Raw genomic sequence first — 14,080 nt, forward strand, 5'->3', positions numbered from 1 at the left:
GACCTCTAGTAATCGAAGGTCGTTAAAACGTGATATGATTTATAATTTAATCTTCTTCTACAAACAGATAATTAAGTTGTAATTTATTAAATGCAGCATTAAAAGATTTTATTTCGGTACTTATCAAAGTATCAAATGTTGTCAATTGTTCATTGATTAAAGCCGTAAGTTCATTTTTAACAGCAATATCTTGAGTTGTAGGTGCAAAATCTCCCATACCTACAAGAGAATTAAGATGCCCAAGTTTGTTGGTAAGCTTGATAGGGAAATTAAGCGGGTCTTGACCACTTCTGTTTTTAGTTTGATATAAAGCTTTTTCAATATTGCCAAACTGCTCTTGTAATTTTTCGGCTTTTGCTACTAGATCTTTAGTAGTTGGATTGTCTTTGTATTGTGTGGTAAACGCCTTTAATTGTTTGTTGATTTTTCTAATATTTTTTATGGATTTATGAGCGCGATCAACAGTCTTGTTTACAGCAGTAATAAAATCGTATTGTGTTTGCATATCCTGTGTAGAAGCTTCTGCTCTAGGATCTGCAAGAATAGTAAAAGGTTGAGAAGTCTCTTTCCCGTTTACGTTTAGATTTACACGATAAGTACCTGGTACTGCTTTGGGACCTTGAAGATTAGCCCACCATAAAATCATCCCTTTAAGTACCTCAGCACCTTTACCACGTGTGTTCCAAGCAAATTGATTAGCGCCTTTTTTTATAGTAAGCTTATCAGTTACTTCTTTTGCATGGTTATTAAAAGATTTAAGCGTATCATTTTTTGTATTTAAATAGGTTAATGAGATGGTATCTTTTTTCTTGTCGTAATCATTAAGATAAAAATAGGTGATGACACCAGAAGGATGATTTGTTCCTTCTGTCTTTAAGCCTTTAACACTTTGTCCTGCCATACGATAAGTGTCTTTAGGTTTAAATAAAATAGTATTCTTTGATTTAACCTCATTAGAGAGTTGATGTAATACAGTGAGATCATCGATAATCCACAAACTACGTCCTTGAGTAGCTACAATTAAATTATTGTCTTTGATAGTAAGATCAGTTATAGGAACAATAGGAAGGTTTAATTGAAAAGGAGCCCAAGTATTACCATCGTTAAACGAAATATACATACCCGTTTCTGTACCTGCATATAATAACCCTTTGCGTTTAGGATCTTCTCTTAATACTCTAGTAAAATGTTCTTCATTAATTCCTGAAGTAATTTTTTTCCATGTTTTTCCATAATCAGTGGTTTTATACAAATAAGGAGCAAAATCACCAGATTTATAGCGAGTTCCTGCGATATAGCAAGTTCCTGAATCAAAAGCACTAGCCTCGATACTGTTAATCATCATCCATTCTGGCATCCCTTTAGGCGTAACGTTATTCCAGTTTTTACCACCATCTTGACTTACATGAATCAAACCATCATCACTACCAGTCCATAAGACCCCTTCTTTTACAGGGCTTTCTGCGGCAGAAAAAATAGTACAGTAATATTCTACAGAAGTATTATCTTGAGTAATCGGACCTCCAGAAGATTTAAGTTTTGTGCTGTCATTACGAGTAAGATCAGGACTAATTACATTCCAACTTTGCCCTTCATTTTCGGTTACATGTACATGATTAGAAAAGGTATAAAGTCGGTTAGGGTTGTGTTTAGAAAATAGAATAGGGAAATTCCATTGAAAACGGTATTTCATATCTTCGGCACCATGTCCCATAGGATTATCGGGCCATACACTTATCGATCTTACCGTTCCGGTTTTATGATTTACACGTGTTAAAAAACCATCATAACTTCCTCCATAAACAATATCGTTATTTTTTGGGTCTACTGCAATATGAGCAGATTCTCCACCAGCGGTAGATTCCCAATCATTTTCTGTAATAGCAAAACCAGTACTTCTGTGATTAATGCGTATAGTAGAATTATCTTGCTGTGCAGCATAAATACGATACGGGAAATGATTGTCTGTAGTTACTCTATAAAATTGTGAAGTAGGTTGGTTGTGATACGTACTCCAAGTTTCTCCACCATCATAAGTGATTTGAGCACCACCATCATCCCCCATAATCATACGTTTAGGGTTTTCTGGTGCGATCCATAAATCATGGTGATCACCATGTGGAGCTCTAGCTGCTGTAAAATTCTTTCCGCCATCTTTACTCTTGTGATAGGCTACATTAACTACATAAACAATATCCTTGTCTTTGCTATCTGCATAAATTCGAGTATAATACCAAGCACGTTGTCTTAAACTGCGATCGCTATTTAATAAACGCCAAGTTTCTCCTCCATCATCACTTCGATATACACCACCTTTTTCTTTATTTTCGACTATAGCCCATACACGATCACTATCTACAGGAGAAACAGTAACACCAATAATACCTAATATACCTTTGGCAAAACCTTTGTTGGTCGAAAGCTCTTTCCAAGTTTTTCCGTTATCGGTACTTTTCCATAAAGTAGAACCTTCACCACCAGAGCTTAAACTATAAGGAGTACGGCGTACATTCCATGTAGAAGCATATAAAATTCTAGGATTGTTAGGGTCTAAAGTTAAATCTACAGCACCAGCATTTTCGTTGGCAAATAAAATCTTGTTCCAAGTTTTACCACCATCGATACTTTTATAAATACCACGATCTTGTGTAGGTTTATAAATATTACCTAAAACTGCAGCATATACAATATCAGGATTAGTAGGATGAATTGCTATACGAGGGATATGTCTACTTTTTGGCAAACCTGAAGCTTTCCATGTTTTTCCTGCATCGACACTTTTCCATACTCCATAACCCGATGATACATTACCACGTAGTGTTTTTTCTCCACCACCTACATAAATGACATTAGGATCACTTTTTGAAACACTAATAGCTCCTATAGAACCACCAAAAAAGCCATCTGAGATATTTCCCCAGGTACGACCGCCATCTGTGGTTTTCCAGATACCACCACCAGTGGCTCCAAAATAAAATAAGTTAGGCTTATTAGGTACTCCTGCTACAGCGGCACTACGACCACCTCTAAAAGGGCCTATGAGACGGTATTCTAAGGCATCGTATAACTTAGCATCATAAGTTTGAGCATGACTAGATATGCTTCCTAAAAATAGTATTAGGAAGAAAATTTTGAGTTTAGAAAAAAAAGAATGCATTTCAGTTGATTTTTAGTTGTAACCCAATTATTTGAATCAAATAAATCGGTAAATCACTAAAATCCACATTTTTTGGCTTACGAAGAAGGACTTTGGCGTAATTTTAACCGTATTTCCCTGTTTAAGAACAATCCGGTAACGATAGTTGCTAAAACGTCTGCTATAGGAAATGCAATCCAAACACCTAATGCTCCATAATAATGTGGTAATATCAAAATCAACGGAATAAAAAAGAATCCTTGTCGGGATAACGTAAGCAATAATGCAGGAATAGCTTTTCCTACTGCCTGAAAGTAAGCAGCACCTATAAGTTGTAATGCAATAATAGGTGTGGCAAGAAATACCCAACGCATAGCTTCTGGACCATGAGTTAATACATAAGTATTTATTGCTTGTTCTGTTGTAGAAATTACCTCATCGTTTTTGATAAATAAAGAGATAATTTCTGTAGGGAAAATCATTAAGAAAATAAAAATTAATGACGCTACTAATGCAGCATATTTAATAGCAGTATTTATAGTTTCTCTTACACGATCATATTGTGTTGCTCCATAATTATAGCTAGCAATAGGTAAAAATCCTTGCGTAACACCGAATACGGGAAATAAAGCAAACATCAACATACGGCTAATGATGGCATAAACCGCAACAAGAGCTTCGGCACCTAAACCAAATAAGATATTATTCATGAGTAGGTAAGTGATACTTACTACAGCTTGTCTAGCAAGAGTAACACCACCAAGAGATGCGATTTCTTTAACAATGTCTTTTTGTAATTTAAGATGTTTTAATCTGATTTTTAGTTCAGAATTTTTAGAAGAAAAAAACCAAAAAATATAACTGAAACACAAAAAGTAAGAACCTGTTGTAGCCCAAGCTGCACCATGCATGCCCATATCTAATTTAAAAATAAAGATATAGTCCATAAGAAGATTTCCTACAGTAGGAATAATCATGGCAATCATAGCAAATTTAGGTTTCCCTTCGGCCCTAATCACAGTATTTCCCATCATAGCAAAGGCTAAGATTGGAACTCCGTATAAAACAATGGTATAATAGATTTTTGCAGGATCAAAAATAGCTCCTTTACCACCAAATTTGGGAATAATATCGTCAACAAATAATAACCCAAAAGTTACTAGGGTTAACGTACACAATAAAGTTAATGTGATTTGATTTCCAAAAGAAGTCAAGGCACGTTCTTTATCTTGAGCTCCCAAGGCTCTAGAAATAATACTCGAACCACCAATACCTATTGCCATACCTAATGCCGCTATAAAAAAGGAAACAGGTAAAACAATATTAATGGCAGCTATGGCAACAGAACCAATCCATTTTCCTACAAAAACAGAATCGATAAGAATATTTAAAGACATAACAAGTATCCCAATAGAAGCAGGAACAGCTTGTTTTATCAATAATTTTGATATAGGTTCAATGCCTAGAGCCGATGATTTAGGGCTAGCCATTAAGCAGGAGTTGAGTTAGTATTTTTCTCCCAATCATTAATCCATGTAGCGATAACCTCAACCCAATCTTTTCTATCATTAATGCAAGGAATGGTAGTAAACTCTTGACCTCCCATTTCGTGGAAAATTTCTTCACCTTCCATCGCGATTTCTTCTAAAGTCTCAAGACAGTCTGAAACAAAGGCAGGAGTTACTATAGCCATTTTCTTAGTTCCTTCTTTTCCTAGGCGTTCGATAGTACGATCAGTATATGGCTGTAACCACGGGTCAAATCCTAATCTAGATTGAAATGAAGAAGAATAGGTGCCTTCTTTTAAATCTAATTTTTCTGCAACCAAGCGTGTGGTTTCATAACATTGATGGCGATAGCAATATTGATGTGCTTTTGAAGGAGTAGCACAACAGGACCCATCTATTTTACAATGAGATTTTGTAACATCACTTTTTCTAATATGTCGCTCTGGAACACCGTGATAAGAAAACAATAAGTGCTCATAATCCAAATCTTCAATTTTTTCGGCTATGCTTTTGGATAGTACTTCGATATATTCTTCTCTGTTATAAAAAGCAGGAAGATCTGTAAATTTCATATCAGGAAAATACTCTTGCCTTAATTCTTCAGCCAGTACTAATATGGTTTCTGTAGTAGCCATAGCAAACTGAGGGTATAAAGGAATGATAAAAACCTCTTTTATACCTTGATCGTGCAATTCTTGTAATCCTTTTTTAATGCTCATTGAGCCATAACGCATAGCAAGTGCAATAGGAATTTGTGTTTGTTCAGCTACTTTTTGTTGTAGACGTTCTGATAAAACTATAAGAGGAGAACCTTCTTCCCACCAAATCTTTTTATAAGCTTCGGCAGATTTTTTAGGGCGAGTATTTAATATAATCCCTTTAACAAGTAGTGTTCGAGCCCATAAGGGTACATCAATAACACGTGGATCCATTAAAAATTCACCTAGGTATTTTTTTACGTCTTTAGGATCTGTACTATCAGGTGATCCTAAATTGACAAGGAGTACTCCTTTACTCATGCTCTTTCTGTTTTGATGATGCAAAAATACGAACAAAAATAAATTATGTACTAGCTAAAATAATAAGAGTTTTAAATAGTAGTATGTAATGGGTTTATAAGAGGGAAAAATGTTTTAAGTAAAAGTGCTTATATGTATTTAACCAAAATTTAACGGGATTGTATGTTTTGTGCTATGCTACAAAAACCGTATTTTTAAAAAGAGAAAAATAAAAAAGCAAATCGATGAAACGTATAACAGTAGATGTAGAAGAACATAAACTTCCTTTCTTTATAGAATTAATTCAAAATCTAGACTTTGCTTCTATAGAAGAAGATACTCTAGAAGAACAAGCAAGAGGTATGTATGATGCTATTATCTCTTTACAACAAGGCAAAGAGATAGATTAATAGCATTAAATGATATTACAATAAGTGAGACTTACTTTAATCCCATGATATATTTTTTGGGAGTAGTGCCGTATTTCTTTTTAAAAGCAGCAATAAAGTGACTTGCAGTACTGTATCCCACTTTTAAACCAACCTCATTAACGTTTAATGAGCCTTTGGCAAGTAATTGTCGTGCAAACTCCATTTTATAATCAAATAAAAAACTATAAACAGGCTCTCCATAAATCTGTTTAAATCCTTCTTTTAGTTTTTTCAGTGGTAAAGCAATCTCATTTGATAATTCTTGTAGTGTAGGAGGTTCTGCCATACGAGCAATGATAATATCTTTTGCTTTTCTGATTTTTAACACATTTTCTTCATCGACTAAGAAAGGACATTGTTCTACATCGGCATCTTCTGGACGATTAAAATATAAACTTAGTAACTCATAAGCTTTTCCTTTAAAATATAAAAACTTGATAGAGTTATGTAGGTTATAGTTCATCAATTGATTAAGTACTACAGCCATAGAAGGTGATATCTTACCATCACTATAATACTTACGATCGCGATTCCCTTCACTTAAGAAAGGAATATAATCAGCCTCTGAAGAAAATAGCGAATGGAATTTCTTAATGGAAATTAGCATCGAAATCAACCATGAATTGGGACTCATTTCGATATTCATAGGTAAATCCCGTTGAGGATTATAGAGTAAGAGTGAACTCTCCTCGGGAAGGTTAATGGTATAACTTCCGTTATTGAAATTAAAAGTAGTTTCTCCTTTTAATCCAAAGTGAAATTGAATGAAACTACTGTCGATTTCTCGTACAATGCATTGAGTATCATTTGAATCATTTTGAAACTTTAAAATAGAAAAACCTTCTTCGATGGTTGTTTCTTGTAAAATTCCTTGAGCGTTATTTTTTTTGGAAATATCCATGATGATTTTAAGTGTTTTATTTAGAATAAATCTAAACTATCGACAAAAGAACCGCTGTTAAGTCAACAAAAATAAGGGTTTATACGTGTTTTTGATGAAAAAATGAGAAAAATAACGCTTGACGTTATTAAAAATCCGTCTAGCGTTATTTTTTAAGGACGGTTACAGATATTTTTGTGGGAGTAAAATTAGGATTAATGGAGCCCCAATTAAAAGCAAGAGGAAAAAATTTTTATACGATAGGACTAAGTTACAAAAAAGCAGATGCAGAAGTTCGCGGACGTTTTAGTGTAAATGAAGAAGGAAAAGAGGCGATCTTATTGCAAGCTAAAGAAGAAGGCATTGACTCATTATTAATTACTTCTACCTGTAATCGTACTGAGTTGTATGGATTTGCTCAACATCCGTTTCAATTGATTAAGTTGTTATGTGAACATACAGCTGGAACGGTTGAAGAATTTGAAAAAGTAGCATACGTACGTAAAAATAATGATGCGATAGCGCATTTATTTAAAGTAGGTACAGGTCTGGATAGTCAAATCTTAGGAGATTTTGAAATTATAAGTCAGCTTAAAAATAGTTTTAGGGCTTCAAAAGCTGTTGGAATGACTAATCCATTTGCAGAGCGATTAATCAATGCTGTAATTCAGGCAAGCAAGCGTATAAAAAATGAAACCGAAATTTCATCTGGAGCAACATCGGTTTCTTTTGCATCAGTGCATTATATCCTTAATAATGTTCAAAATATTTCAGATAAAAATATACTGCTTTTTGGAACAGGTAAAATTGGGCGTAATACATGTGAGAATTTGATTAAACATACCAAAAACGAGCATATTACATTAATCAATCGTACAAAAACCAAAGCAGAAGAAATAGCAGGGAAATTTAATCTTATAGTAAAAGATTATGCTAATATCCAATCAGAGATTTCTAATACAGATATTTTGATTGTGGCTACAGGAGCACAAAACCCTACGATTTCAAAAGAACTTATACACACAGATAAACCGTTATTGATTCTAGACCTTTCTATTCCTAAGAACGTATCAGATGATGTAACTGAGTTATCGAATGTAACCTTAGTACATCTAGATCATTTATCACAAATGACAGATGATACTTTAGAGAGAAGAAAACAGTTTATTCCGCAAGCAGAAGCTATTATAGAAGAAGTAAAAGCAGAGTTTGACAGTTGGTTAGAAACAAGAAAATTTGCACCAACTATTAAGGCACTTAAGAATAAACTTTCGGATTTAAAAGAAGCCGAATTAAACTTTCAACGAAAGAAAATAGCAGATTTTAACGAGGAGCAAGCAGCTATTATTAGTGATCGTATTATCCAAAAGATCACAACTCATTTTGCAAATCATTTAAAAGAAGAATCAACTATGGCTACAGAAAGTATAGAGTTGATTCAGAAAGTATTCCAATTACAAAACTCATAACATCTTGAGCAAAACAATTCGCATTGGTACAAGAGACAGTGAATTAGCCTTATGGCAAGCACATACTGTACAACATAAATTAGAAGCATTAGGATACAAAACAGCATTAATGCCGGTAAAATCTACAGGAGATTTAGTCCTGGATAAACCATTATACGAATTGGGGATTACTGGGATTTTTACCAAAACCCTTGATGTAGCAATGCTACAAGGTACGGTAGATATTGCAGTACACTCTATGAAAGATGTACCTACAATGTTGCCTAAAGGAATTGTAGAAGCAGCAGTTTTAAAGCGAGCTAATGTTCAAGATATATTAGTGCATAAAGGCACAGATTTTTTAGCAGCAAATGGTACTATTGCGACAGGAAGTCTACGCAGAAAAGCACAGTGGTTGCATAAGTATCCTACTCATGAAGTTGTTGATTTAAGAGGGAATGTAAATACTCGAATGCAAAAATTAGAAGATAATGATTGGAATGGGGCAATTTTTGCAGCTGCGGGATTAGAACGTATTAATTTAAAACCAGAAGCTTATATTGATTTAGATTGGATGATTCCGGCACCAGCACAAGGAGCAATGTTAGTCGTGGCTATGGAAGGAGATGCTTTTTGTAGAGAAGCTTTGGCGAAACTAAATCATCAAGAAACCGAAATTGCAGTACATATCGAACGTGAGTTTTTAAGGACTTTAGAAGGTGGTTGTACAGCGCCGATAGGAGCTTTGGCTAAAGTGCGCGAAGATGAGGTTGATTTTGAAGGTGCTTTATTTAGCTTAGACGGAAAACAAAAGTTTACAATAAAGAAAACAATACCGATTGCTAATCATAAAGGTTTTGGTAAGCAATGTGCTTTGGAACTATTAAATGATGGAGCGGCGGATTTGATGAAGGAAATAAAGGCAACGCTTAACTCCTAAAATAATATGGAATCACAAGAGCAATCATCTAGTATGAAATCTTTAGCTTCTATGGATAAAGCTACCGTTCTTGTGACAAAAAAAATGACCTTAGCTCAGCAAGAATTATTGCTTAATGCAGGATTAGGTTATGTGTCATATAATTTTATTGAGATAACACCTTTGACCGTTGACATAAAGTCGCTTAAAGAAGCTGTTATTTTAACTAGCAAACACGCAACACAAATAGTACTAGCTAGTTTTTCTGTAGAAGAATTACAAAAAATAAAAGTGTTTTGTGTAGGGGGAAGTTCGGCTAAGTTATGTGAAGAAAAAGACGTTAAGGTTGTTGAGGTTGCGACAAATGCGGCAGAGTTGGCCGAAATTATAATAAAACAATATGCCGATCAGGATTTTCAGTTTTTTTGCGGAGATAAAAGAAGAAACGAATTACCCGAACGTTTAAAAGAGGCAAGTATAAAATTAAAAGAAGTTATTGTTTATAAGACTGAATGGAGATCTAAAAAAATAGAACGTTTTTTTGACGGTATATTATTTTTTAGTCCATCTGCAGTAACTAGTTTTGTACAAGAAAACAAATTAGAAAATCAAATTACTTTTTGTATAGGAGCGACGACAGCTACCGAAGCAAAAAAGTATACAGATAAAATAGTAGTGGCAAATAAACCCACTATAGAAAATGTGATTGTTCAAGCAATCAAGCATTTTAATACTCAAGAAAGAGGATAGACGATATGATAAAGAACGATTTATTTTTAAGAGCACTTAAAGGAGAAACAGTAGAGAGACCACCAGTATGGATGATGCGTCAAGCAGGACGTTATTTACCAGATTTTATGAAATTAAAGGAGAAATATGACTTCTTTACTAGGTGTCGTACTCCAGAATTGGCTACAGAAATAACAGTGATGCCTATTCATCAAGTAGGTACAGATGCTGCAATTTTATTTAGTGATATACTTGTAGTGCCACAAGCTATGAATATCGAAGTACAAATGAAAGATGGAATAGGGCCGTGGTTACCTAATCCTGTGCGTACTCAAACTGCTGTAGACCAAGTAATCGTTCCTAATATCGAAGAAACTCTAGGATATGTATTGGATGCAGTAAAGATGACAAAAGAAGCGTTGAATGACGAAGTTCCTTTAATAGGATTTGCTGGATCTCCATGGACAATTTTATGTTATGCAGTACAAGGACAAGGATCAAAGAATTTTGACAAAGCAAAAGAATTCTGTTTTACAAATCCAGTAGCTGCTCATACCTTATTACAAAAGATTACAGATACTACGATTGCATACTTAAAAGCAAAAGTTGCAGCAGGAGTAGATGCTGTACAAGTTTTTGATAGTTGGGGAGGAATGCTATCTCCTGTAGATTATCAAGAATTCTCTTGGAAATACATTCAGCAGATTATTGATGCATTAAAAGATGAAACGCCAGTAATTGCATTTGGTAAAGGATGCTGGTTTGCTTTACAAGAAATGGCAAAATCTGGAGCTTCTGCTTTAGGAGTAGATTGGACATGTTCTGCACGTAATGCACGTTATTTAACGGGAGGAAATATTACACTTCAAGGAAACTTTGATCCTTCTAGATTACTATCCCCTCCAGCAGAGATCAAAAAGATGGTGACGCAGATGATTAATGAGTTTGGTAAAGATCGTTATATAGCAAATTTAGGTCACGGAATTTTACCTAATATTCCTGTAGATAATGCAAAAGCATTTGTAGAGGCAGTAAAAGAATATAGAGGATAAGACTATAGCTAAAAAAGATATGATAAAACCACTATAAAATCGATATGATTTTAAGTGGTTTTGTTTTTTGAATAAAAGGATGTAGTATCTTTAAAAAGGAAGAATATAAGCAGATACAGTATTTTTCTTGAAACAATCTATAGCAAAAAACTACTAATGATAAAGAATCAAAAAACTTAAGTTATGCTTAAAGCAATATTTAAAGGAATTAAAGCATATGCAGGTGCATTAAGACTTTTGTCTCAATTAAAGCTTTGGAAATATTTTGCTATTCCTATTGGGATTAGTTTTTTTACTGGAATTGCATGTATCGCTTTAGCGTATACATTATCAACACCAATAGGAAGCTTTATTGATCAATTATGGATTTGGGAGTGGGGAGCAGAAACATTTGCAACTATTAGCAGATTCTTAGGTGGGTTTATCGTTTTGGTCTTTGGATTAATATTATATAAACATATCATATTAGCATTATCTGCACCGTTTATGAGTCCAGTATCAGAACGTATAGAAAAACATATACTGGGAGAAACAAATCATCATCATAGAAAAACTAATTTTAGTCAGCAATTAGTAAGAGGTGTGAGAATTAATATTAGAAACTTATTCAAAGAATTTTTATTTGTGATTCCGTTAGTGGTCATTGGGTTAATTCCAGGTGTAGGTATTATAACTACAATGTTAATATTCTTGATTCAGGCATATTATGTAGGGTTTGGAAATATGGATTATACAATGGAACGTCACTTCTCCTATAAAGAAAGTATTAATTTTGTAGGTAAACATAAAGGAACAGCTATTGGTAACGGTATCGTGTTTATGTTAATGTTGTTTATTCCTATCATAGGGATTATTATCGTATTACCGATATCGGTAGTAGCAGCTTCGACAGAAACGGTAACCTTATTAAAGCAAGAGGCAGTAATAGCCGAATCAATAGCAGTTAAAAAAGAAATAACAAATCAATAAAAAATACCTGATGAAAGATCAGTTTTATCAATATATACAAGAATTACAAGATACAATAACATCAAAGTTAGAAACTATTGATGGTAAGGCTACATTTCAACAAGATTTGTGGGAACGACCAGAAGGTGGTGGTGGTAGAACACGTGTTATAGAAAATGGTAATGTTTTTGAAAAAGGAGGCGTAAATATTTCGGCTGTTCACGGAGCTTTACCAGAGGCTATGCAAAACTATTTTAAGGTTAAAGATTGTGATTTCTTTGCTTGTGGTTTATCTCTTGTGATTCATCCTAAAAATCCTATGGTACCTACAGTTCATGCCAATTGGCGTTATTTTGAAATGTATGATAAAGAAGGAAACATCGTAACACAATGGTTTGGTGGGGGACAAGATTTAACTCCATATTATTTGTTTGAAGAAGATGCAAAACATTTTCATCAAGTATGTAAAACAGCATGTGATAAACATGATCCTGCCTTTTATGAAACCTATAAGAATCGATGTGATGAGTATTTTTATAATGGTCATCGTGGAGAAGGTAGAGGAGTAGGTGGATTGTTTTTTGATTACTGTAAAGAAACAAAATCGATGTCTATGCAACAATGGTATGATTTTGTTACCGAAGTAGGTAATAGTTTCTTAGATGCTTATACACCTATAGTAGAGCGAAGAAAAGAGTTAAACTATACTAAGGAGCAAAGAGATTGGCAAGAGATTCGTAGAGGACGTTATGTAGAGTTTAACCTAGTACATGATAAAGGAACATTATTTGGGTTGAAAACAAATGGTCGTATAGAAAGTATTTTAATGAGTTTACCTCCACATGTACAATGGAGATATGATCATCATCCAGAAGAAGGTAGTGAAGAAGAAAAATTAATAAAAGTATTACAAAATCCTGTAGCTTGGGTTTAACTCGAGCATAATCTAAAATCAGCAATCGATATTTAATGGACTATCGAGAGTATAGTGTAAAATTTGTAATAAGAGAAGCGTAAAAACTTTGGACTGTTTGAGCGTTAGCGAGTTTGTCTTAAGTTTAGCTTCCAAATAATAAATTTAGCTATGGTTTCGTAAGCCTAGACTTTTTGATTCTTTTTTCGGAGATGGAAAAAAGAATAAATTAAATAGAACAGCTCGTGTTAGGTCGGATAATTTTATGTGGAACAACTAAGTAAAATTGTATTGAGATTTAACGTAATGTAAAAACATTCATAGATTTTTAACCACACAAGATTTTGATAATGTTCGTTTTTTGATGATAAATAAACAAAGCGTAGCTAAGATATGAGTAGTAGTTATACTACGCTTTGTTATAGTTCTGAAAAGGTTAGGGAAATATTGTCCTATTTCAGAAAACTGTCATTTGATGAATGATGATTGAAGTTGAGTGTGTTAGTGAAATTAAGTTTATCGTAGATAGGGTATAATGAGTTTGTGATGTGTGATTAAAAAGTAACGATTGTTATTTATAACTTGATTTCTTCTGCGATGATTCTTAAAATATCAACTTCTGGTAATACAGATTGTAGTTGTACTGCAACCTGTTTAAACTGTTCGTTTGATTTGATGGTATTCCATAATCTTCTGATATAAGAATTGAATGTCTCTTTTTGTGTTTTAGAAAATTCTGGTAATCCATGAATTAGACTTAGAATTTGTAAAACAACTTCTTTACCTTGAGTGACCTTTATATGTATAGGCTCATGTAAATTAGATAGAATATCATGTCCTTGTTCTAAGCATTTTCCAGATGCGACAAGTTGTTGTCTTCGTTGCTGACTTCCGGTTTGAAGTTTTAAAGAAAAAAGCTGATTTCTTAAAATACTAAATCGACTAGACTCAGTATATCCTAATTTTTTTAATCCTTGCTCGTTTTGAGATAACCAGTTTTCTAATTCTCTAGAAAAGCGAGAGGATTTTGAACGAAATAATTCAGATAATAGCCCTATTTGAGTAATCGAAGTTTCAAAAAAAATATGTTTATCGATAATACTAGTTCTCATGTGTTG

The 14,080-nt window shown here is 33.7% G+C and carries 12 protein-coding genes; 7 read left to right on the forward strand and 5 right to left on the reverse strand.

Annotated features, from left to right (window positions below; all coding sequences use genetic code 11):
- Positions 1-46 precede the first annotated feature (46 nt).
- The 3 genes from ACYEKI_RS06590 to hemH form a co-directional block, all read right to left on the reverse strand.
- Positions 47-3,157 (reverse strand): WD40/YVTN/BNR-like repeat-containing protein, encoded by a 3,111-nt coding sequence (locus ACYEKI_RS06590; protein WP_459210381.1) that lies wholly within the window; start codon positions 3,155-3,157, stop codon positions 47-49.
- Between the two features lie 77 nt (positions 3,158-3,234).
- The gene (locus tag ACYEKI_RS06595) at positions 3,235-4,626 is read right to left on the reverse strand and encodes an MATE family efflux transporter (protein WP_459210382.1); all 1,392 of its coding nucleotides are present in this window, start codon (positions 4,624-4,626) and stop codon (positions 3,235-3,237) included.
- The gene (hemH, locus tag ACYEKI_RS06600) at positions 4,626-5,663 is read right to left on the reverse strand and encodes a ferrochelatase (protein WP_459210383.1); all 1,038 of its coding nucleotides are present in this window, start codon (positions 5,661-5,663) and stop codon (positions 4,626-4,628) included. The genes ACYEKI_RS06595 and hemH overlap by 1 nt, the downstream gene beginning before the upstream one ends.
- A gap of 224 nt (positions 5,664-5,887) precedes the next feature.
- On the opposite strand from hemH, the gene ACYEKI_RS06605 reads away from it, so the two are divergent.
- Positions 5,888-6,052, forward strand: a complete 165-nt coding sequence (locus tag ACYEKI_RS06605; protein ID WP_459210384.1) for a hypothetical protein — start codon at positions 5,888-5,890, stop codon at positions 6,050-6,052.
- Positions 6,053-6,083: 31 nt separating this feature from the next.
- On the opposite strand, the gene ACYEKI_RS06610 is transcribed toward ACYEKI_RS06605, so the two are convergent.
- Positions 6,084-6,974: a helix-turn-helix domain-containing protein gene (locus ACYEKI_RS06610; protein WP_459210385.1), complete on the reverse strand. Its 891-nt coding sequence runs from the start codon at positions 6,972-6,974 to the stop codon at positions 6,084-6,086.
- A gap of 197 nt (positions 6,975-7,171) precedes the next feature.
- On the opposite strand from ACYEKI_RS06610, the gene hemA reads away from it, so the two are divergent.
- The 6 genes from hemA to hemF all read left to right on the forward strand — a co-directional run bounded on the left by hemA (position 7,172) and on the right by hemF (position 12,983).
- Positions 7,172-8,422, forward strand: coding sequence for a glutamyl-tRNA reductase (hemA, locus tag ACYEKI_RS06615; RefSeq protein WP_459210386.1), 1,251 nt, complete (start codon positions 7,172-7,174; stop codon positions 8,420-8,422).
- 4 nt (positions 8,423-8,426) lie between these two features.
- Entirely contained in the window at positions 8,427-9,341 is a 915-nt protein-coding gene (gene hemC, locus ACYEKI_RS06620) for a hydroxymethylbilane synthase (protein WP_459210387.1), read from the forward strand.
- A 6-nt stretch (positions 9,342-9,347) separates the two neighbouring features.
- Positions 9,348-10,070 (forward strand): uroporphyrinogen-III synthase, encoded by a 723-nt coding sequence (locus ACYEKI_RS06625; protein ID WP_459210388.1) that lies wholly within the window; start codon positions 9,348-9,350, stop codon positions 10,068-10,070.
- A gap of 5 nt (positions 10,071-10,075) precedes the next feature.
- Positions 10,076-11,101 (forward strand): uroporphyrinogen decarboxylase, encoded by a 1,026-nt coding sequence (gene hemE, locus ACYEKI_RS06630; RefSeq protein WP_459210389.1) that lies wholly within the window; start codon positions 10,076-10,078, stop codon positions 11,099-11,101.
- 183 nt (positions 11,102-11,284) lie between these two features.
- Positions 11,285-12,070, forward strand: coding sequence for an EI24 domain-containing protein (locus ACYEKI_RS06635; protein WP_459210390.1), 786 nt, complete (start codon positions 11,285-11,287; stop codon positions 12,068-12,070).
- A gap of 10 nt (positions 12,071-12,080) precedes the next feature.
- Positions 12,081-12,983, forward strand: coding sequence for an oxygen-dependent coproporphyrinogen oxidase (hemF, locus tag ACYEKI_RS06640; RefSeq protein WP_459210391.1), 903 nt, complete (start codon positions 12,081-12,083; stop codon positions 12,981-12,983).
- 554 nt (positions 12,984-13,537) lie between these two features.
- Here hemF and ACYEKI_RS06645 read toward each other — a convergent pair.
- Entirely contained in the window at positions 13,538-14,074 is a 537-nt protein-coding gene (locus ACYEKI_RS06645; protein ID WP_459210392.1) for a hypothetical protein, read from the reverse strand.
- Positions 14,075-14,080 lie beyond the last annotated feature (6 nt).

Source organism: Aquimarina rhabdastrellae, from assembly GCA_947387485.1.
Taxonomy (GTDB): domain Bacteria; phylum Bacteroidota; class Bacteroidia; order Flavobacteriales; family Flavobacteriaceae; genus Aquimarina.